The sequence below is a fragment of the Streptomyces sp. NPDC096013 genome, from assembly GCF_044763565.1.
Classification (GTDB): Bacteria; Actinomycetota; Actinomycetes; order Streptomycetales; family Streptomycetaceae; genus Streptomyces.
Map to the genome: position 1 here is coordinate 522,787 of NZ_JBIWGK010000001.1, position 19,242 is coordinate 542,028.

Consider the following 19,242-nt stretch of genomic DNA (forward strand, 5'->3'; position numbering starts at 1 on the left):
ACGGCCCGTCACACAGGGGGCGTTCCCTCGTAGGCGGCGCGCAGCAGGGCGAGCACGCCGTCCTCGGTGACGGGCCGGGGGTTGGCGTACTCCTGGCTCACCGCCTGGGCCGCCGCCGTCGCCATGTCGCCCTCCTTCAGGCCGAGTTCGGCGAGCGAGCGGGGTGCGTCGAGGCGCCGCGCCAGGTCCCACAGGGCGCGCGCGGCGTCCCCGGCGTCGAGCGCGCGGGCCACGGCGGCAGCGGCTTCCGGTGCGGCGGGCGCGTTGTAGGCCAGCGCGTACGGCAGCACCACTGTGTGTGTCTCCGCGTGCGGCAGGCCGAAGGTGCCGCCGAGGACGTGGCACAGCTTGTGGTGCAGGCCCATGGTCGTGCCGCCGAGACAGGAACCGCACAGCCACGCCCCGTAGAGGGCCCGGCTCCTGGACTCCAACGACCTTGGTTCTGCGGCCAGTTGGGGCAGCGCGCCCGCGATCGCCCGTACTCCCTCCTCGGCCATCTGCGCGATCAGCGGCGAGGTGTCGGGGGCGTAGAGGGCTTCCACCGAGTGCGCGATCGCGTTGATCCCGCTGGTCACCGTGAGCGGGACGGGGAGTTCCAGGGTGAGTTCGGGGTCGTAGACGACGCTGCGGGGCAGGACGGCGGGGTCGCGGCCGGTGCGTTTGGCGCCGTTCTCGGTGAGGCCCCAGACCGGGGTCATCTCGGAGCCGGCGTAGGTGGAGGGCACGGCGATCAGCGGGAGGCCGGTGCGCAGGGCGATCGCCTTGCCGAGACCGACCGCCGAGCCGCCGCCGACCGCGACGCAGCCGTCGGCGCCGAGCGTGCGCGCCAACTCCACGGCGCGGTCGGCGACTTCGACCGGGACATGCATCCTCGCCTCGGCGTGCACCCCGGCGCACATCTCCCCCAGCGAGTCGGCGACCGCCCGCGCGGTGTCGGCGCCCCGGGCACCCGAGAGCACCAGCACCCGCCGCAGGCCGAGCCGTTCGGCCTCCCCGGCGGTGGCGGTGAGCGCGGCGCCGGGACGGAAGACGACCCGCATGGGCTGGGCGTCGTAGGCGAAGTCCAGGAAGTTCTTCACGCGCGGTCCAGGACGAGGTCGAAGCGGGCGTGGCGGAAGGGGTTCTCGATGCCGAACTCCCGCGCCAGGGACGGGTCGTCGGTCGGGGTGAAGTCCTCGACGAGGCTCTGCTTGACGGCGAAGACGGCGTCGGAGTCCAGGTAGTCGCTGCCCGCCACGAAGATGTGGGTGGTGACCGGGGTGTGGCCCTCGGCCGAGGCGATGAAGTGGATGTGGGCGGGGCGGTAGGGGTGGCGGGCGGTGGCCCGCAGGAGTTCGCCGACCGGGCCGTCCGTGGGGATGGGGTACGGGCTCGGGACGCAAGTGCGGAACCGGAAGCGGCCCTCGGCGTCCGCGGTGAACAACCCCCTTCCGTTGCCCGGGGGTTGGACGTCCGGCTGCTGCACGTCGTAGAAGCCGTTGCCGTCGGCCTGCCACACGTCGAGGAGTGCGCCGGGGAGCGGGGTACCGTCGTCGGAGACGATCCGGCCGCTGACCACGCAGGGCTCGCCTCCGCCCACCAGGTCGATGTTCGCGCCGAGTTGCCGCACCGGCGACTCGGTCATGTGGAAGGGGCCAAGCACCGTCGACTCGGTGGAACCGGCGGCATGGTCGCCGTTGATGGTCTCCACGAGCATCGACAGGCCGAGCACGTCCGACAGGAGGATGAACTCCTGCCGGGTGTCCGTGCAGGTCTGCCCGGTCTCCGTCAGGAAGCCGATCGCCCGCTCCCACTCCGCCTGGGTGAGGCGGGTCTCCCGCGCGAACGCGTGGAGGTGCCGGACCAGGCCGGTCAGCGGTTCCTTGAGGCGGGGGTCGGCGGTCCCCTCCAGACTGGCGACGGCCTCGTCCGTGACGGTGACGTCAGTGGTCATTGCGGCTCCCTGCCCGATGCGGACTGCCCTGTGCGAACTGCCCTGTGCGACATCTCAGACGTGCCCGAGGATGCGTCGCAACGCGTCCGTGAGCAACTGTTCGGCGTTCTCGGCCGCGTCGGCGTGGCGGAAGGCGACATAGCCGTCGGGGCGTACGAGAAGGGCGCCCGCGTCGGACACCTCGCTCAGCCGGGCCCAGTCGCCGTACGGGTCGTCGTACTGCTGGCCGGGGCCGATCACGACCGTGGCGATGTCCAGGGACTGCGCCTCGGCCGCGCGCAGCCAGGCCTCGCCGCCGATGCCGGTGAGCAGGGTGAAACGGCCCTTGCCGACCGTGTCGAGGGTCGAGAGGGTGCGGGTGCCGGAGGTGATCCAGGCGTGCGGGAGTTTCGCGCCGGGGCGGGAGCTGGGCTGGTGGAACAGCTCGGGGTCGCGGTCGAAGCCGGGGTCGGGCGTGCCGTCCGGGACGACCGCGGTCGAACTCTCCGCGGAATAGCGCTGGTTGAGGTCGACGCCGTGCGCGTTGAACTCGTACACCTTGAAGGCGATCGCCTCGCGCAGCGCGGCCCGCTGCCGGGCGGCGGCCTCGGTGGCGTCCTTGCGGGCGTCGATGTTGGCCCACAACTGCTCGGGCGTCTGCGGCGAAAGCCCGTCGAGTGCCTCGAAGATCGGGGCGGTCTCGCCGATGGACTTGTTGGCGCGGGTGACGATCTGCTTGCCGACGGGGGCGCGTTCGGCGTCGTAGGAGTCGAGGAGTCCCGGTGCGGCGGTGCCGTCGAGGACCAGCTTCAGTTTCCACGCCAGGTTGTAGGCGTCCTGGATCGACGTGTTGGAGCCGAGCCCGTTCGACGGCGGGTGGCGGTGCACGGCGTCGCCGGCGCACAGGACCCTGCCGTTGGTGTAGGTCTCCGCGTACATCTCGTTGACCGTCCACGCCGAGGACGACCTGATGGTCACCGGGATGTCGTCGTCGCCGACCAACTGCCGTACGACGGACAGCGCGTACTCCTCGGTGAGGTCGGGGGCGCCGGCCGTGACGTCGTAGCCCCACACGATCAGCCACTCGTTCCACGGCTTGACGCAGCGCACCAGGCCCGCGCCGATGCCGCCGACGGTGGCGCCGGGGGCGAGCACCCAGTAGAGGGTGGAGGGCCGGTGGGCGGTGTACTTCGACAGGTCCGCGTCGAAGACGATGTTGATGCTGCCGGCGACGCCCATCTTGCCGCCCATCGGCAGCCCGGCGTCCTCGGCGACCTGCGAGCGTCCGCCGTCGGCGCCGATGAGGTACTTGGCCCGGATCTGGTACTCGTCGCCGCGCAGCCGGTCCTCGACGGTGGCCGTGACGCCGTCGTCGTCCTGGACGAAGGAGGTGTAGACCGTGCTGAAGCGGATCTGCGAGCCGCGTGCGAGCGCCGCGTCGACGAGCACCGGTTCCATCAGGTGCTGCGGCATGTCGCACATGCGGGTCGGGCTGGCCAGGTCGTGAGCGGCCTGCACGATCGGCTCGTTGCCCCAGGAACGGATGCGGCCCAGCTCCTCGCCGGCGAGGCTGGTGCAGAACGTGGTGTTGCCCATCAGGTGCTGCGGAGTCGCCTTGGCCAGCACCTCGTCCTCGACCCCGAGGTCGCGCAGGATCTCCATGGTGCGCTGGTTGGTGATGTGCGCGCGGGGCGTCCTGGTGAGGCGCGAGTAGCGCGTGACGACGATGTGGGGCACGCCGTAGGTGCTCAGCGCCAGCGCGGCGGCGGCCCCGGCCGGGCCGCTGCCCACGATCAGTACGTCGGTCTCGACAACGTGCACGGCGGGACGCTCCAGGGGTGCGACGGAGGTGAGGCGGAACGGGGTGGGGCAGAGGCGGGAACACGGGTGAGAAGGGCACCGACTCTTCACGATCATGATGCGGGCCGGGCCTGCCCGGGTGTCTCATTACGAGACAGTCTCAGCCCCTCGGCGGCGCCCGGCACGGGCCCGATACGGTGAGAGGCGTCATGACCACCCTGGATCACTCCCCCGCCCTCACCCCGCTCCGCCACGCGCGCGAGCGCTTCCTGACCGGCCGCCCGCTGCCCGACGACGTCCCGGACGAAGTCCTCGCGGCCTGGCGCCGGGCCCGCTTCTACGGCGTACGGCACGACCTCGACGGTCCGGTCCACGAGCCCGAACTCCCTGCGGATTCGCCCCTGTTGGAGGCCGCGCGGCCCGTGCTGGACCGCATCGCGCCGGCCCTCGGACACTCGGCGCTGCTCCTCACCGACGAGCGGCTGCGGGTGCTGTGGACCACGGGCGAGGTGCCGGGTGACGACCGCTGCCGCGACCTCTCCGAGCGGGAGGTGGGCCACAACAGCGCGGCCCTCGCCCTGCGCACCCGCCGCCGGGCCGAGGTGCACGGCCCCGAGCACTTCCTCGACGTGTGGCAGGACGTGTCCGCCGTCAGCGTGCCGCTGCTCGCTCCGGATTCCGGGCAGGTACTGGGCACGGTGACCGTCGCGTCCGCCCTGTGCGCGGACTGCGGCCCGCATCCGGGCGCCGCCCTCGCCGAGGCCGCGGCCTGCGCCGTGGAGGCGGAACTCCTCGCCCGCTCCCGTACCGCCGAACGGGCCCTCCTCGACGCCTACACCCGCGCCGCCCGCGGCCCGGACCGCGCGATCGTCGCCCTCGACGGCCGCAACCGCCTCATCAGCGAGGCGGCGGTCCGGCTCGCGACCCCGCAGGTGCTGACCGCTCTGGAACGGATCAGTGCGAGGGAGCGCCGTTCGGGTGGCACGGCGTCTCTCCCCGCCGACGCCGGATGCACCGCCGAGATCACCCCCGTACGGCACGAGGGTCGCGTACTCGGGATCGTCGCCGTACTGGAAGCGCGGGTCACCGAGGCGCCGCGACCGTCCCCTCGTCCCGCGCTGGCGCTGGCCGGTGGTTCGGTGCCCTGGCGGCATGCGGTTGCGCGGGCCGTCGAGCTGGCCCGGGTCCCTGAGCCGCTGCTGCTCACCGGTGAGCGTGGCAGCGGCAAGACCGCGCTGGCCCGTGAACTGCTGGGCGGGACCGTGCCGTTGGTCGCGGACGCCGCCGAGTCGCCGGAACTCGGCGTGAAGTACAGCGAGTTGGCGGACGGGCGCCCGCTGCTCCTGCGGCACGCGGAGCGGCTCGCCCAGCCGGACGTCGCCGCGCTCAACTCCCTCCTCGACGCACACCCGGACGTGTATCTGCTGGTCACCTACACGCCCGGCACTCCCCCGGGCCCCTGTTTCCAGCGCCTCCTGGACACCCTCGCGGCCCGGTCGGTGACCCTGCCCGCGTTGCGCGAACGGCCCGAGGACGTAAGGGAGTTGCTGCCGGTCCTCGCGCCCCGCCCGGCGCCGGGGCAGCCGCCGCTCACCTGGACGCTGGACGCGTTGCGGGCCCTGGAGGAGCACCCGTGGCCCGGAAACGTCACCGAACTCGCCCATGTGGTGCGGACGTTGGCGGAACACCGGCGGGTCACCGGCCCCGTGCGGCGGGCCGAGCTGCCCGATCCCGTCCGGGAGGGGCCTGCCGCGCGGCGGCTCAGCCCGATGGAACACGCCGAACGGACCGCGATCCTGGCCGCGTTGCGTCGGCATGGTGGCAACAAGGCGCGGGCGGCGGTCTCGCTGGGGATCGGCAGGGCGACGCTGTACCGCAAGCTGCGCGGGTACCGGGACGTCCCGTAGACGGGGGCCGTTCCCCGAGCACACCGAGCCGGCTGACGGGTGGGCCGAGCGAGCTTGCGCGCAGGCTCAACGCGCTTATTTGATCAGGGCGTTGGCCACCACGACCACCACCCCGAGCAGCGCGTCCACCGCCCCGATGGCCATGGCCGCCACCCAACTCCGCGCCGACCAGCGGGCGGTGACGAGGCCCAGGCAGAACAGCAGCGTGATGTTGAGGACGAACGCCGCGTACTCGACGCCGTTCGCGGGCCACCAGCCCCAGCCCGCCCCGGCGAGCAGGAAGACGGTGGGCAGTGCGGCGGCGACGAGGGGCCACTCGTCGCGCAGGGTGCGCAGGGCGTCCCAGCGGCGGTGCGGGGCGCGCTCGGCGATGTAGTGGGCGTACCCGTGGGCGAGGGCGGAGGCGGCGGCGGTCACCAGCAGCCACAGGGCGTCGTAGCGGCGGCTGCCCCGGTCGGTGTGGCCGTACTGGGTGAGCGCGGCGACCATCGAGCAGGCCAGGACGGCGCCGTAGACACCGCCGAAGAGGATGTTCTCCCGGGTCGCGTGCGGGTGCGGCTCGGGAGCGGTCGCCGTGGTCTGCGCCATGCCCTCCACGATCACCCGGCCCCGGCCGGGCCGCCACTCCGCGACGATGTGTCCCCTCACCTGGGCCGATACCCCACACAGTGTCCAGGCCCGGGCCGCTCCGGCCCGGCTAGGGTCGCGGCATGACGCACAGTTTCGTAGTCCGCATTCCCGACGCCGAACTCGAACCCGAGCCGCTCGATCCGGCGCAGATCGTCTCCGGTACGCCCGAGGTCACCGGGAAGGTCGTGTGGGAGTCCGCGGACGGCAGGCAGCTCCGCGGGATCTGGCAGATCACCCCGGGGGTGGTCACCGACACCGAGGCGGACGAGCTGTTCGTCGTGATCAGCGGGTCGGCCACCATCGAGGTCGAGGGCGGCCCCACGCTGACGGTCGGCCCCGGGGACATGGCCGTGCTGCGCGAGGGCGACCGTACGACGTGGACCGTGCACGAGACGCTGCGCAAGGCGTACGCGATCACTCTGTGAGACGGGCTCAACGCGGCGCGGGGACAGGCATGTTGTAGGGCGTGACGACCTGGATCGCGGACGGCGGGGTCGGGCCCGCGGGCGGCAGGGCGTCCTGGGCCCGCATCACGAGGCGGCAGGCCTCGCGGACGTCCTGGCGCAGGTCGTGGTGGAGGACGGCGGACAGCCGGTGCTCGTGCAGCAGCCGGGTGTTGTCGTGGTCGAGGTCGTGCGCGACGAACACGGCGCACTCGCGGTCCAGGTCGGCGAAGGCGCGCAGGGTCGCGTTGTTGCCGCCGCCGATGGAGTAGACCGCGCGGATGTCCGGGTCGTTCCTGAGGGCGGCCCGGACCAGTTCGTACTGGGTGACGTCCAGTCCGTGGCCCTCGGTGATCTCGACGAGGGCCCGTTCCGGGTAGCGGGCGCGCATGGTGCTGCGGAAGCCCATCTCGCGCTCCTCCTCGTTGCGGAAGAAACCGCTGCTCAGGCTGGTGAGGACGTTGCCGGGGCGGTCGCCGAGCCACTGGCCCATGAGGTAGGCGGCCGTGGCGCCCGCCGCCCGGTTGTCGATCCCGACGTAGGCCAGACGGGCGCTCGCGGGCAGGTCGGTGACCAGGGTGACGACGGGGATGCCGGCGGCGACGAGCCGGCCGACGGCGGCGGTGATCTCGGGGACGTCGGGCGCCTTGAGGATGACGCCCTGGGTGCCGCGCCGGGCGATCCGGTCCAGGGTGGCGACCAGTTCCCGCACCGGCGCGGTCTCCCGGAAGTGGAAACGGGAGCGGACGACGGCCGGGTGCAGGTCGGGCAGCTCGGCCTCCAGCGCGGCCCGGACGGCGGTGGAGAACCGCTCCGGCGTCTGCATCACGATGTCGATCATGAACGTCCGGCCGACGAGCCTGACCTGGGTGCGCTGCCGGTCGAGATCGGCGATGGCCTGGCGCACCTCACGCTGGGTGCTCTCCCGCACACCGCCCCTGCCGTTCAGCACCCGGTCCACGGTGGCCTCGCTGAGACCCGCCTGACGTGCGATTTCACGGATCGGGAAGGGGTGGCCCACCGGTCGTCTCCTTGAGGGGTTTTTGATGGCTGGCTGCTGGTTGTTCGATGGGTTTGTACTGACAAGAATGACAGGACCGCACCGCTCCGTGACCCGAGGGGACGACGATGTCCTTCACATCAGCAGAAACCCGCGCCTGGCTCGCCGAGCAGGACTGCGACCTCGACGCCTTCCGCGCCCTCGTCGAGCGGCCGACGGACCTGGCCGACTTCCCCTACGCGTCCTCGGTCGAGCGGAACGTCCTCGTCTACGACAGCGACCGGCTCCGCAAGTCCGTGGCGGCCGGTGAGCGCCGTGAGGTGCAGGCCGAGCTGGTGCGGGCGTTCGCCGAGGGGCCCGGCATCGCGGTCCTGCGGGGTGCCTTCCCGGACCCGTCGGTCGTGGACCGTTCCACCGAGGTGTTCGAGGCCCTGATCGCCGAGCAGCGCGCGTCGGGCGCGGGCGCCGGGGACCACTTCGCGAAGCCGGGCGCCAACGACCGGGTGTGGAACGCGCTGGAGAAGGCCGCGCTCTACGACCCGGAGGCGTTCGCCGACTACTACGCGAACGACATCCTGGCCCTGGTCTCCGACGCCTGGCTCGGCCCCGGCTACCAGGTCACCTCGCAGATCAACGTGGTCCACCCGGGCGGCGCCGCGCAGACCGTGCACCGCGACTACCACCTCGGATTCCTGACGAACGAGGTCGCCGCGAGCTATCCGGCGCACGTGCACCGTCTCTCGCCGGTGCTCACGCTCCAAGGGGCGGTCGCGCACTGCGACATGCCGGTGGAGTCGGGGCCGACGATGTATCTGCCGCACTCCCAGAAGTTCGGGCCGGGGTATCTGGCGTGGCGACTCCCGGAGTTCCGGGCCTACTTCGAGGCGCACTACATCCAACTCCCGCTCGCCAAGGGCGATGCGGCGTTCTTCAACCCGGCGCTCTTCCACGCGGCAGGCACCAACCGCACGGCGGACGTGCGGCGCATGGCGAACCTGCTCCAGGTGTCGTCCGCGTTCGGGCGGGCGATGGAGACGGTGGACCGCGAGGCCGTCACCAACGCGGTCTTCCCGGTGCTGCTGAAGCGCAAGGCCGAGGGCGTGGGCGAGGAGTGGCTCGACAGGGTCGTCGCGGCGAGCGCCGAGGGCTACCCGTTCCCGACCAACCTCGACAACGACCCGCCGGTCGAGGGTCTCGCCCCGCCGTCGCAGGCCGACCTCGTGCGCCGCGCGGTGCGTGAGGGGTGGGACCCGCAGGCGCTCCGCGGGGAGCTGCGGGCCGGTGCCGAGCGGCGCGAGAGCTGAGCACGGCCATGGGACCCACGGAACGGCCAGGGCTCACGGGGCTCCTCGACGGCAAGGTCGTCCTCGTCAACGGCGGCAGCCAGGGCGTGGGCGCCGCGATCGTGCGGGCGGCGGTGCGCGAGGGCGCGGTGGTGTCGTTCACCGGCCGCCGTGCCGACGTGGGCGAGAAGCTCGCCGCGGACACGGGCGCCGGCTTCCTGCGGGCGGACCTCGCCGATCCGGCGCAGGCGCGCGACAGCGTCGTACGGACCGCCGAGGCCCACGGGCGCGTCGACTGTCTCGTCAACGCGGCCGGGCTCACCTCCCGCGGCTCGCTGCTGGACACCACACCCGAGCTGTTCGACCAGCACATGGCCATCAACCTGAAGGCCCCCTTCTTCGCGATGCAGGCCGCGGTGACCGACATGGTCGCCCGCGAGGCACCGGGCACGATCGTCAACATCGGCTCCAACTGCGCCCACGGCGGGCCGCCCCACCTCGCCCCGTACTCCGCGGCCAAGGCCGGACTCGCGGGCCTGACCCGCAACGCCGCACACGCACACCGCTTCGACCGCATCCGGATCAACACGCTCAACATCGGCTGGACGGCGACCGAGGGCGAGGACGCCACGCAGCGGGCCTTCCACGGTGCCGGGGACGACTGGCTCCGCCAGGCCTCCGCACGCCAGCCGATGGGCAAGCTCGGCCAACCGGACGAGATCGCCGACTTCGTGGTGTTCCTGCTGTCCGAGCGGTCCGGGGTGGTCACCGGTTCGGTGATCGACTGGGACCAGAACGTCCTGGGCGCCCTCGACTGACCCCCGCTGTCCGGCAACCGGACCGCTCCACGACGACCACCGCACGCAACCCGCACCTCTCCAGAAAGCAAGAGCCCTCATGCGCATCGGAATCCTCGGCCTCGGCCGTATCGGCGCCTTCCACGCCGAGACCCTGTCCGGACTCGACGCGGTCGAGTCCCTCGTCGTGGCCGACCCGTTCGCGGAGGCCGCCAAGAAGGCCGCCGAGCGGTTCGGCGCCGAGGTCGCGGACTCCCCCGAGGCCGTGCTGGCCGCCGGGGTCGACGGTGTCGTGATCGCCGCGGCGACCGACGCCCACCCGAGCCTGATCCTGGCCGCCGTGGAGGCGGGCATCCCCGTCTTCTGCGAGAAGCCCGTCGCCAAGACCATGGCCGAGGGCGTCCAGGTCCTCAAGGCCGTCGAGGGCAGCGGCGTGCCGATCCAGATCGGCTACAACCGCCGCTTCGACGCCGGTTTCGTCAACGCGCGCGCCGCCGTGCTCTCCGGCGAACTGGGCAAGCTGCACACCGTGCGCTCCACGACGCTGGACCCGGCGCCGCCGCCGGCCGCGTACATCGCCGCGTCCGGGGGCATCTTCCGGGACTGCTCGGTCCACGACTTCGACATCATCCGCTGGGTCACCGGCCGTGAGGTCACCGAGGTGTACGCGGTCGGCGGCAACCGGGGCGCCGAGTACATCAAGGAGGCGGGCGACGCCGACACCACGGGCGCGATCCTGACCCTGGACGACGGCACCATCGCGGTGGTGTCCAACTCCCGCCACAACGCCCGGGGTTACGACGTCCGCATGGAGATCCACGGCTTCACGGACTCCATCGCGGTGGGCCTGGAGGACAAGCTGCCGCTGCGCTCGGTGGAGCCGGGTGTGACCTTCCCGGCGGGCGTGCCGCACGACTTCTTCATGGACCGGTTCACGGCCGCCTACCGCGCCGAACTCAGCGCGTTCACCGAGGTCGTGGCCGGCACCCGCACCTCGCCGTGCACGGTCGCGGACGCCCTGGAGGCGGGCTGGATCGCCGACGCCTGCACCCTGTCGCTGCACGAGCACCGCCCTGTCACCATCCAGGAGGTACGGGAGGCATGAGCGGTCCGGGCCGGGAACCACTGCGCATCGGAGTACTGGGAGCGGCTCGGATCACCGGGCAGTCCCTGATCGGTCCGGCCCGGACGACCGGCCACCGCCTGGTCGCGGTGGCCGCGCGGGACCGGTCCAGGGCGGAGGCGTACGCCGCCGCGCACCGCGTCGAGCGGGTGGCGGACTCGTACGCCGACCTGATCGCCGACCCGGAGGTGGAGGTCGTCTACAACCCGCTCGCCAACGGCCTGCACGGACCGTGGAACCTCGCCGCGCTGGCGGCGGGAAAGCACGTCCTGTCGGAGAAGCCGTCCGCGAGCAACGCGGAGGAGGCGGCGGAGGTGAAGGAGGCCGCGGCGAAGTCCGGGACGGTCTTCATGGAGGCCTTCCACTACCTCTTCCACCCGGTCACCCGGCGCCTGCACGAGCTGCTGGCCTCCGGTGAACTCGGCGAACTCCGGCACGTCGAGACGCTCGTCGCGATCCCGGCCCCGCCGGACACCGACCCGCGCTGGTCCCTCGACCTGGCCGGCGGCGCCGTGATGGACCTGGGCTGCTACAGCCTGCACGCCCTGCGGATGCTGGCCCCCTGGGCGGGCGGCGCGCCCCGCCTGGTCTCGGCCCGGGGCGGCGAACGCGCGGGCGCCCCGGGCGTCGACGAGTGGCTCGACGCCGACGTGGCCTTCCCGAGCGGCGCCACCGGCTCCGCCCGCTGCCACATGGCGTACGACGAGGTGGCGATGAGCTGCCGGATCATCGGCAGCCGGGGTGAGGCGCTCGCGCCGAACTTCGTCCTCCCCCACCTCGACGACCGCGTCGTGATCCGCACGACGGACGGCGAACGCACCGAACGCCTCGGCCGCCGCTCGTCCTACACCTACCAACTGGAGTCGTTCGCGGCCCGGTTGAGGGAGGGCGCGCCGCTGCCGCTGGGTCCGGACGACGCGGTGGCGACGATGACCCTGATCGACGAGGCCTATCGGGCGGCGGGGTTCACTGCCCGGCCGCGGACGCCGGTCCCGCAGTAGCGGAAAACGCACCTCGGGGGCGGCGCGTGGTCGCACGCGCCGCCCCCGAGGGAGTGGTCACCGGTGAGGGAAGAGGTCACCAGTATGACCGGTGGAAGAAGCAGTCACCGGTATCACCGCTGGAACACGCAGTCACCGGTAAAAGGCGGGCCGCTCCACCAGCTCGACCTCCACCCGTACGCCCTCCTCCAACGCCCGCACCCCCGCCTCGCACACGGCCGCCGCCGCGTATCCGTCCCACACGCTCGGGCCGGTCACCTCGCCGCGGCGGGTGGCGTCGACCCAGGTCTGGATCTCGCGGTCGTAGGCATCGGCGAAGCGTTCGACGAAGTCCTGGGCGATGGTGCCGCCCCAGCGGCCGGCCATGTTGGTGACCATGGCGTGGCCGTCGCCGATGCGGGCGGTGCCGCGTTCGCAGACGATCTCGGCCTGGACCTGGTAGCCGAAGCCGCAGTTGACGAACATCTCGACGTCGACGATCGCGCCGCCGTCCGTCTCGAACACGACGAACTGCGGGTCCTGGAGGTCGTCCGGGGCACTCGCCGTGGGCCGCGGGCGCAGCACCTGGACCGCCGTGATCTCCTGGCCGAGCAGCCAGCGAGTGGCGTCCGTCTCGTGCGCCACGGAGTCGCTGATCAGCATGGAGCTGGTGAAGAAGGGCGGGCTGGCCGCGTTGCGGTGCCGGTTGTGCAGCATCAGCGGCCGGCCCAACTGGCCTGTCTCCAGCAGGGACTTGAGCTTCATGTACTCGGCGTCGTAGCGCCGCATGAAGCCGACCTGGACCCTGCGGTGGCCGAGTCGCACCTCGGCTTCCAGGACGCGCAGCGCCGAGGCCGCGTCGGGGGTGAGCGGCTTCTCGCACAGCACCGGGAGGTCGTGCTCGAAGGCCGTCAGCAGGGCCGCCTCGTGGGCGGGCCCCGGTGAGGCGATCAGGACCGCGTCGACATCGTCCGCGGCCATCGCGGCGGCCGGGTCGGTGTACGCGGTGCAGCCGTCGACGGCGGACGCGATCCGTTTGGCGCGCTCGGCGTCGACGTCCACGACGGCGCTCACCCGGGCGCCGTTGATCACGTCCCCGATCCGGCGGACGTGGTCGGCGCCCATCTTTCCGGTTCCGACGACTGCCACTCCGAGCGGGTCGCGGGGGCTCATGGCCATCGGCCGTCCTTTCGAGTCGGGGTCGTCAACGTCGTGAGGGTCGTCAAGGTCGCCGGCTCCGTCAGGCACCGCAGGAGCGCAGGAACTTGCGGGTGCGCTCCGCGACGGGAAGCGGCCTGTCCGGCTCGCACGGGTACATGTCCTGCTCGACGATCGCGAACAACTCCACGCCCAGCCGCTGTGCGGCGACCAGCACCGGCTCCAACTCCGGTACGCCGGACGGCGGTTCGCACATCACCCCGCGCGCCACGGCCGGCCCGAACGGCACCTCGTTCCTGACGACGTCCGCGAGGATCTCCGGGTCGACCTGCTTGAGGTGCAGATAGCCGATGCGCTCGCCGTAGGTCTCGATCAGCTTGACGCTGTCGCCGCCGCAGTAGGCGTAATGCCCGGTGTCCAGGCAGAGGTTGAGGAGGTCGGAGTCGGTGGAGTCGAGGAAGCGCTCGACGTGGTCCTCGGTGTCGAGGTGGGTGTCGGCGTGCGGGTGGACGACGATGTCGAGCCCGTACGCCTCCTTCACCTCGTACCCGAGCCGCTCCATGCCCTTGGTCAGATGGGCCCACTGCTCGCCGGTCAGCTCCGGCGGTTCCAGGATCTCGGCGGTCTTGTCGTCCCGCCAGAAGGAGGGGATGACGACCAGGTGCTTCGCGCCCATCGCCTGGGTCAACTCGGCCACCTGGCTGACGTGTTGCCAGGTGGTGTCCCAGACCGAGGGCCCCCGGTGCAGGCCGGTGAAGACCGTACCGGCGGAGACCTTCAGGTCACGCCGGGCGATCTCGTCCGTGAGCCGGGCCGGGTCGGTCGGCAGATAGCCGTACGGGCCCAGTTCGATCCAGGAGTAGCCGGCCTGCGCGACCTCGTCCAGGAACCTCTGCCACGGCACCTGTTGGGGGTCCTCGGGAAACCAGACGCCCCACGAGTCGGGGGCGGACCCGACCCGGATGCGGTCCAGAGTAGGACGGTCGGACATGTCAGGCAGTCCCTTCGGAAGCCGTTCCGGCCGACGCCTTGAGATCCTCCGCCTCGGGCAGTTCGTTGATGTCGAGGCCGCGGACCTGGGACAACTCGTGCTTGAGCGCGGCGAGTTCGGTGCCGCCCGCCATGTGGTTGGTGAGTTCTTCGAGGGTGATCTCGCTGCGTTCCGCCGACAACTCCATCGTGCCCAGGCGCAGCACGCTGAAGTGGTCGCCGACCATGTAGGCGTGGTGCGGGTTGTGGGTGATGAAGATGACGCCGAGTCCGCGCTCGCGGGCGGCGGCCACGTACTTCAGCACCACACCGGACTGCTTGACGCCCAGCGCGGCGGTCGGCTCGTCCAGGATCAGGACCCGCGCGCCGAAGTACACGGCGCGCGCGATGGCGACGCACTGGCGCTGGCCGCCGGAGAGGGTGCCGATGGGCTGGTCCAGGTTGTCCAGGACGATGCCCATGTTGCGCAGTTCCTCGTCCGCGGTCTTCTTCATGCCTTCGATGTCGAGACGGCGCACGGGCCAGGGGCCCTTGGTCATCTCGGAGCCGAGGAAGAAGTTGCGCCACACCGGCATCAGCGGGACGACGGCCAGGTCCTGGTAGACCGTGGCGATGCCCTTGTCGAGCGCCTGGCGGGGGGTGGTGAAGTGCACCGGCTCCCCGTCGACGAGGAACTCGCCCTCGGTGTGCTGGTGCAGCCCGGAGATGATTTTGATCAGCGTGGACTTGCCGGCGCCGTTGTCGCCCAGGACGCAGGTGACCTGGCCGGGGCGGACCGCGAGGTCGACGCCGTGCAGGGCGCGGACATTGCCGTAGGACTTGCCCGCGTTGCGCAGCCGGACCAGGGGATGGTCGCCGCCCTCGGGCGGGGTGTCGGCCAGGATCGCACCGTGGGTGCCACTCGTGTCGTCGGTCATGAAGGTCACCTCCGGGTCGCGGTGCGCTGCACCCATAGATTGATCATTACGGCGCCCAGGAGCATCACGCCGAGGAACGCCTTGAACCAGTCGGGGTTCCAGCCGGCGTAGACGATGCCCTGCTGGACCATGCCGAACATGAAGGCACCGAAGACCGGCCCGATCGCCGAACCCGCGCCACCGGTCAGCAGACAGCCGCCGATCACGGCCGCGGAGATGTAGATCAGCTCCTGGCCGACACCCTCGCCGGACTGCACGGTGTTGAAGGAGAACAGCTGGTGCATGCCGATGAACCAGGCACCGAACCCGACCAGCATGAACAGCGAGATCTTCGTGAACGCCACCGGCACACCGACCGCCCGGGCGCTCTCCTTGTTCCCGCCGACGGCGAAGATCCAGTTGCCGTACTTCGTGCGCAGCAGCACCCAGGTGGCGATGGCGGCGAACACCAGCCACCACACGATGGTGATCTTCACCTGGACGCCGCCGACGTCGAAGGACGACGCGAAGATCTTCTTGGCCTGGTCGAAGCCGTCCATGTTGCTGATGTCGTCCGTCGCCACATTGCCGGTGACCAGCTTGGTGACGGCGAGGTTGACGCCCTGGAGGATCAGGAAGCTGCCCAGGGTGATCAGGAAGCTCGGCAGTCCGGTCTTGACGACGAGCCAGCCGTTGAGGAAGCCGATGCCCAGGGACACGATCAGGGCGACGATCACACCGACCCATACGTTCATGGTCAGTTGGTAGCTGAGCATGCTCGCGGTCAGCGCGGAGGTGATGACGGCGACACCGGCGGACAGGTCGAACTCCCCGCCGATCATCAGCAGGGCCACGGGCAGCGCCATGATCCCGATGGTCGACGAACCGTAGAGGATGTTCGCCATCGACGCGCCCTCGCGCACCGGCGGGGCGGCGATCAGGAAGAACACATACACGGCGGCGGCACCGAGGAAGACTCCCACCTCGGGGCGGGCCAACAGCCGTAGCGCCAGGGGCCGTTCGGAGGTCCGGCCGTCGGTTTCCTTCGGGCCGGGGGCCGGCGGTGAGGTCACCGCCGGCTCGGCGTGCTGGGTCATGCTCATCACCGGGTTCCGTTGGCGGCGTACTTGGCGATCACGTCGACGTTGGTCTTGTCGACGAAGGCCGGGCCGGTCAGTACGGGCTGCTCACCGCCACCGCTGTAGTTGCCGTTGTTCTTGTAGAGCCACAGCGAGTCGATCGCCAAGTAGCCCTGGAGGTAGGGCTGTTGGTCGACGGCGAACTGGATGGTGCCCTTGCTGATCGCGGTCGTGAGGTCCTTGTTGAGGTCGAAGGTGGCGACCTTCGCCTTGCTGCCCGCGTCGGACAGCGACTGCACGGCCGTCAGCGCGAAGGGGGCGCCGAGGGTGACCACGTAGTCGATGGACTTGTCCTGCGTGAGCTTGGCGGTGATCGTCGACTTCACCGACGGCATGTCGGTGCCGTTGACGTTGAGGACCTCGGTGGTGCCGCTGAAGGTCTTCTTCACACCGTCGCAGCGCTGCGTCAGACCGATGTTGCCCTGCTCCTGGATGACACAGACGACCTTCTTGGCGCCCTCCGTGTTCAGCCGCTTGCCGAGCGCCTCGCCGGCCACCGTCTCGTCCTGGCCGAAGAACTCCAGCAGGCCGAGCTTCTTCCAGTCGCTGAGACCGGAGTTGAGGCCGACCACGGGTATGTTCGCCGACTTCGCCTTGCCGATGACGTCCTTGAGGGCGTCGGGCTTGGCGAGGGTGACCGCGACGCCGTCGACCTTCTGGTCGATCGCGTTCTGCACCAGGTTCGACTGGTTGCCCGCGTTCGGGTCGGCCGAGTAGATCAGCTTGATGTTGTCCTTGTCGGCGGCGGCCTGGGCGCCCTTGCGGACGATGTCCCAGAACGTGTCGCCGGGAGCCTGGTGCGTGACCAGGGCGACGGTCATACGGGGAGTGCTCGCCTTGCCCGCGGAGGCGCCGGAGCTGTCCTCCGTGGCCTTCTTCCCGCCCGAACTGCTGGAGCAGCCGGCGAGCGTCAGGGCCGCTGCCGCGGCCACCGCCACAAAGGGGGCCATTCTGCGCGAGCGGGAGTAAGAGGAACGGTCCATCTTTCCTGCACCTCACTGTGCTTCAGGGGAAAGGGATCAATGATCGCAGAGATCGGGGCCCGGGGCCTGTCCGGCCCCGGTCGTCCGCCGCGGAACACGGTTGTTGCGCTGGGACGGAATCAAATCCCTGGGGGCGCCCGCTGTCAATACTTTGTTAAGACATCATTTCACAAGCAGGTCCGAATGTAAGTACAAACTATTGACAGGCGACCCCTCCGAGTCCTACACCTGGGAGTCGGCAGGCCCCTGGGACCCGCCCACCCCAGCAGCTCAGAGGAGTGTCACGCATGGCCGAGTCAGCCCAGCCCTTCGATGTGATCACCATGGGCCGCATCGGGGTCGATCTGTACCCGCTGCAGTCTGGCGTACCACTGGCGCGTGTGGAGACGTTCGGCAAGTTCCTCGGGGGTTCCGCGAGCAACGTGGCCGTGGCGGCGGCCCGGCTCGGCCGCAGCACCGCGGTGATCACCCGCACCGGCGACGACCCCTTCGGGAGCTACCTCCACGAGGCGCTCAGGGAGTTCGGGGTGGACGACCGCTGGGTGACGCCCGTCGCGGAGTACCCGACCCCGGTCACGTTCTGCGAGATCTTCCCGCCGGACGACTTCCCGCTGTACTTCTACCGGCAGCCCAAGGCGCCCGACCTGGAGATCCGCACCGACGAGCTGGACTACTTCGCGATCCGCCAGGCCCGCGTCTTCTGGATCACCGGCACCGGCCTGAGCGAGGAGCCGAGCCGCTCCGCCACGCTCGCCGCCCTCAAGGCCCGCGGCAGGACCGGCATCACGGTCTTCGACCTCGACTGGCGCCCCATGTTCTGGACGCGCGACAGCGGCGGCCACCGCCGCGGGGCGGAGGAGGCCCGCCCCTACTACGCGGAGGCGCTGCGGCACGCGACGGTCGCCGTCGGCAACCTCGACGAGTGCGAGATCGCCACCGGCGTCCGCGAGCCCCGCGCCTGCGCGCAGGCGCTGCTGGACGCGGGCGTGGAACTCGCCGTCGTCAAGCAGGGACCCAAGGGCGTCCTGGCCATGCACCGCGACGGTACGACCGCCGAGGTGCCGCCGGTCCCGGTCGAGGTGCTCAACGGCCTCGGCGCGGGCGACGCGTTCGGCGGCTCGCTCTGCCACGGCCTGCTGTCCGGCTGGGACGTGGAGCGGACCATGCGGTACGCCAACGCGGCCGGCGCCCTCGTCGCCTCCCGTCTCGCCTGTTCCACCGCGATGCCCACCGAGTCCGAGGTCGAGGACCTCCTCGTCGGCGCCCGAGCGGGCGACTGAGCACGTGGCCGATCCAGCCACCCTTGAACGGAGCTTCTCTTGAGCATCAGCATTCCCGACCTGGTCACGGTGCGGGCCCGGCACCCGGAGGCGATCGCCGAGGCCGCCGCCCGCCGGGTGCGCCGCCCCCTGCTGGGCGACAGCGGCCGTCTGATGATCGTGGCCGCCGACCATCCCGCGCGCGGCGCGCTCGGCGTCGGCGACCGCCGCACCGCCATGGCCAACCGCGCCGACCTGCTGGAGCGCCTGTGCGTCGCGCTGTCCCGGCCGGGCGTCGACGGGGTGCTCGCCACCGCCGACATCCTGGAGGACCTGCTCCTCCTCGGGGTCCTCGACGGCAAGGTCGTGATGGGCTCGATGAACCGCGGCGGACTGTCCGGCGCCTCCTTCGAGATGGACGACCGGTTCACCGGCCACCGCGCCGAGGACATCGCCCGGCTCCGCTTCGACGCGGGCAAGCTGCTGCTCCGCATCGACTACGCCGACCCGGGCTCGCTGACCACCCTGGAGTCCACCGCGCGGGCGATAGACGACATGGCGGCACGCCGACTCCCCCTGTTCGTCGAGCCGTTCATCTCACGGCGCGTCGACGGCAAGGTCCGCAACGACCTGTCCGCCGAGGCCGTGACCCGCTCGATCGCGATCTCCTCGGGTCTGGGCGGCACCTCCGCCTACACCTGGCTGAAACTGCCCGTCACCGACGACCCGGACGACATGGCCGAGGTCATGGAGACGTCGACGCTGCCCGCTGTCCTGCTCGGCGGCGAGGTCGGCGACGACCAGGACGGCGCGTACGAGAAGTGGCGCAAGGCCCTGCGCCTGCCCACCGTCCAGGGCCTGGTCGTCGGCCGCTCCCTGCTGTACCCCGCCGTGGGCAGCGTGGAGACGGCGGTGGACACGGCCGTGGGTCTGTTGTGAACC

At 71.2% G+C, this 19,242-nt stretch carries 18 protein-coding genes; 8 read left to right on the forward strand and 10 right to left on the reverse strand.

Annotated elements, in window-relative coordinates; translation table 11 throughout:
- Window positions 1-8: 8 nt before the first annotated feature.
- From ACIRB1_RS02345 to ACIRB1_RS02355, 3 genes are read right to left on the reverse strand one after another with little or no spacing between them, the layout of a single operon-like run.
- Window positions 9-1,079: a maleylacetate reductase gene (locus tag ACIRB1_RS02345; protein ID WP_403464279.1), complete on the reverse strand. Its 1,071-nt coding sequence runs from the start codon at window positions 1,077-1,079 to the stop codon at window positions 9-11.
- Window positions 1,076-1,933, reverse strand: coding sequence for a dioxygenase (locus ACIRB1_RS02350; protein ID WP_403464280.1), 858 nt, complete (start codon window positions 1,931-1,933; stop codon window positions 1,076-1,078). Before ACIRB1_RS02350 ends, ACIRB1_RS02345 begins: the two co-directional genes overlap by 4 nt.
- Window positions 1,934-1,987: 54 nt before the next feature.
- Window positions 1,988-3,733, reverse strand: coding sequence for an FAD-dependent oxidoreductase (locus ACIRB1_RS02355; RefSeq protein WP_403464282.1), 1,746 nt, complete (start codon window positions 3,731-3,733; stop codon window positions 1,988-1,990).
- Between the two features lie 188 nt (window positions 3,734-3,921).
- Between ACIRB1_RS02355 and ACIRB1_RS02360 the strand changes: the two genes are divergently transcribed.
- On the forward strand, window positions 3,922-5,619 hold the full coding sequence (locus ACIRB1_RS02360; protein ID WP_403464283.1) for a helix-turn-helix domain-containing protein: 1,698 nt from the start codon (window positions 3,922-3,924) through the stop codon (window positions 5,617-5,619).
- A 75-nt stretch (window positions 5,620-5,694) separates the two neighbouring features.
- On the opposite strand, the gene ACIRB1_RS02365 is transcribed toward ACIRB1_RS02360, so the two are convergent.
- On the reverse strand, window positions 5,695-6,207 hold the full coding sequence (locus tag ACIRB1_RS02365) for a hypothetical protein (RefSeq protein ID WP_352181377.1): 513 nt from the start codon (window positions 6,205-6,207) through the stop codon (window positions 5,695-5,697).
- Between the two features lie 122 nt (window positions 6,208-6,329).
- Between ACIRB1_RS02365 and ACIRB1_RS02370 the strand changes: the two genes are divergently transcribed.
- A complete protein-coding gene (locus tag ACIRB1_RS02370; protein WP_352181190.1) occupies window positions 6,330-6,674 on the forward strand; it encodes a cupin domain-containing protein in 345 nt (114 codons plus the stop codon).
- Window positions 6,675-6,681: 7 nt separating this feature from the next.
- Here ACIRB1_RS02370 and ACIRB1_RS02375 read toward each other — a convergent pair whose 3' ends face one another.
- The gene (locus ACIRB1_RS02375) at window positions 6,682-7,713 is read right to left on the reverse strand and encodes a LacI family DNA-binding transcriptional regulator (RefSeq protein ID WP_352181189.1); all 1,032 of its coding nucleotides are present in this window, start codon (window positions 7,711-7,713) and stop codon (window positions 6,682-6,684) included.
- 107 nt (window positions 7,714-7,820) lie between these two features.
- Here ACIRB1_RS02375 and ACIRB1_RS02380 point away from each other — a divergent pair, with 107 nt between their 5' ends.
- The 4 genes from ACIRB1_RS02380 to ACIRB1_RS02395 all read left to right on the forward strand — a co-directional run bounded on the left by ACIRB1_RS02380 (window position 7,821) and on the right by ACIRB1_RS02395 (window position 11,896).
- Window positions 7,821-8,996, forward strand: coding sequence for a phytanoyl-CoA dioxygenase family protein (locus ACIRB1_RS02380; RefSeq protein ID WP_352181188.1), 1,176 nt, complete (start codon window positions 7,821-7,823; stop codon window positions 8,994-8,996).
- An 8-nt stretch (window positions 8,997-9,004) separates the two neighbouring features.
- Window positions 9,005-9,793 (forward strand): SDR family oxidoreductase, encoded by a 789-nt coding sequence (locus ACIRB1_RS02385; RefSeq protein ID WP_403464284.1) that lies wholly within the window; start codon window positions 9,005-9,007, stop codon window positions 9,791-9,793.
- A 79-nt stretch (window positions 9,794-9,872) separates the two neighbouring features.
- Complete coding sequence (locus ACIRB1_RS02390) at window positions 9,873-10,877, forward strand: Gfo/Idh/MocA family oxidoreductase (protein WP_403464285.1); 1,005 nt, start codon at window positions 9,873-9,875, stop codon at window positions 10,875-10,877.
- A complete protein-coding gene (locus ACIRB1_RS02395; protein WP_403464286.1) occupies window positions 10,874-11,896 on the forward strand; it encodes a Gfo/Idh/MocA family protein in 1,023 nt (340 codons plus the stop codon). Before ACIRB1_RS02390 ends, ACIRB1_RS02395 begins: the two co-directional genes overlap by 4 nt.
- Before the next feature lie 132 nt (window positions 11,897-12,028).
- On the opposite strand, the gene ACIRB1_RS02400 is transcribed toward ACIRB1_RS02395, so the two are convergent.
- From ACIRB1_RS02400 to ACIRB1_RS02420, 5 genes are all read right to left on the reverse strand, one after another.
- Window positions 12,029-13,048 carry a Gfo/Idh/MocA family protein gene (locus tag ACIRB1_RS02400; protein WP_403464884.1) on the reverse strand — a complete coding sequence of 340 codons (1,020 nt, stop codon included), beginning with the start codon at window positions 13,046-13,048 and terminating at the stop codon, window positions 12,029-12,031.
- Between the two features lie 67 nt (window positions 13,049-13,115).
- Window positions 13,116-14,024 carry a sugar phosphate isomerase/epimerase gene (locus tag ACIRB1_RS02405; protein WP_352181184.1) on the reverse strand — a complete coding sequence of 303 codons (909 nt, stop codon included), beginning with the start codon at window positions 14,022-14,024 and terminating at the stop codon, window positions 13,116-13,118.
- A gap of 1 nt (window position 14,025) precedes the next feature.
- A complete protein-coding gene (locus ACIRB1_RS02410) occupies window positions 14,026-14,940 on the reverse strand; it encodes an ATP-binding cassette domain-containing protein (protein WP_403464287.1) in 915 nt (304 codons plus the stop codon).
- A 5-nt stretch (window positions 14,941-14,945) separates the two neighbouring features.
- Window positions 14,946-16,022 carry an ABC transporter permease gene (locus ACIRB1_RS02415; RefSeq protein WP_352181182.1) on the reverse strand — a complete coding sequence of 359 codons (1,077 nt, stop codon included), beginning with the start codon at window positions 16,020-16,022 and terminating at the stop codon, window positions 14,946-14,948.
- Window positions 16,022-17,041, reverse strand: coding sequence for a sugar ABC transporter substrate-binding protein (locus ACIRB1_RS02420; RefSeq protein ID WP_352181181.1), 1,020 nt, complete (start codon window positions 17,039-17,041; stop codon window positions 16,022-16,024). The genes ACIRB1_RS02415 and ACIRB1_RS02420 overlap by 1 nt, the downstream gene beginning before the upstream one ends.
- A gap of 287 nt (window positions 17,042-17,328) precedes the next feature.
- Between ACIRB1_RS02420 and iolC the strand changes: the two genes are divergently transcribed.
- Both iolC and ACIRB1_RS02430 read left to right on the forward strand, forming a co-directional pair.
- Window positions 17,329-18,321: a 5-dehydro-2-deoxygluconokinase gene (iolC, locus tag ACIRB1_RS02425; protein WP_352181180.1), complete on the forward strand. Its 993-nt coding sequence runs from the start codon at window positions 17,329-17,331 to the stop codon at window positions 18,319-18,321.
- A gap of 39 nt (window positions 18,322-18,360) precedes the next feature.
- The gene (locus ACIRB1_RS02430) at window positions 18,361-19,239 is read left to right on the forward strand and encodes a deoxyribose-phosphate aldolase (RefSeq protein WP_352181179.1); all 879 of its coding nucleotides are present in this window, start codon (window positions 18,361-18,363) and stop codon (window positions 19,237-19,239) included.
- Window positions 19,240-19,242: the final 3 nt, after the last annotated feature.

What these genes read in the sequence shown, in the direction of transcription:
- ACIRB1_RS02390 (WP_403464285.1), top strand. Translation starts at nt 9,873, where the DNA reads ATGCGCATCGGAATCCTCGGCCTCGGCCGTATCGGCGCCTTCCACGCC.
- ACIRB1_RS02410 (WP_403464287.1), bottom strand. Translation starts at nt 14,940, where the DNA reads ATGACCGACGACACGAGTGGCACCCACGGTGCGATCCTGGCCGACACC.
- ACIRB1_RS02405 (WP_352181184.1), bottom strand. Translation starts at nt 14,024, where the DNA reads ATGTCCGACCGTCCTACTCTGGACCGCATCCGGGTCGGGTCCGCCCCC.
- ACIRB1_RS02420 (WP_352181181.1), bottom strand. Translation starts at nt 17,041, where the DNA reads ATGGACCGTTCCTCTTACTCCCGCTCGCGCAGAATGGCCCCCTTTGTG.
- ACIRB1_RS02350 (WP_403464280.1), bottom strand. Translation starts at nt 1,933, where the DNA reads ATGACCACTGACGTCACCGTCACGGACGAGGCCGTCGCCAGTCTGGAG.
- ACIRB1_RS02380 (WP_352181188.1), top strand. Translation starts at nt 7,821, where the DNA reads ATGTCCTTCACATCAGCAGAAACCCGCGCCTGGCTCGCCGAGCAGGAC.
- ACIRB1_RS02370 (WP_352181190.1), top strand. Translation starts at nt 6,330, where the DNA reads ATGACGCACAGTTTCGTAGTCCGCATTCCCGACGCCGAACTCGAACCC.
- ACIRB1_RS02400 (WP_403464884.1), bottom strand. Translation starts at nt 13,048, where the DNA reads ATGAGCCCCCGCGACCCGCTCGGAGTGGCAGTCGTCGGAACCGGAAAG.
- ACIRB1_RS02415 (WP_352181182.1), bottom strand. Translation starts at nt 16,022, where the DNA reads ATGAGCATGACCCAGCACGCCGAGCCGGCGGTGACCTCACCGCCGGCC.
- ACIRB1_RS02385 (WP_403464284.1), top strand. Translation starts at nt 9,005, where the DNA reads ATGGGACCCACGGAACGGCCAGGGCTCACGGGGCTCCTCGACGGCAAG.
- ACIRB1_RS02365 (WP_352181377.1), bottom strand. Translation starts at nt 6,207, where the DNA reads ATGGCGCAGACCACGGCGACCGCTCCCGAGCCGCACCCGCACGCGACC.
- iolC (WP_352181180.1), top strand. Translation starts at nt 17,329, where the DNA reads ATGGCCGAGTCAGCCCAGCCCTTCGATGTGATCACCATGGGCCGCATC.
- ACIRB1_RS02360 (WP_403464283.1), top strand. Translation starts at nt 3,922, where the DNA reads ATGACCACCCTGGATCACTCCCCCGCCCTCACCCCGCTCCGCCACGCG.
- ACIRB1_RS02395 (WP_403464286.1), top strand. Translation starts at nt 10,874, where the DNA reads ATGAGCGGTCCGGGCCGGGAACCACTGCGCATCGGAGTACTGGGAGCG.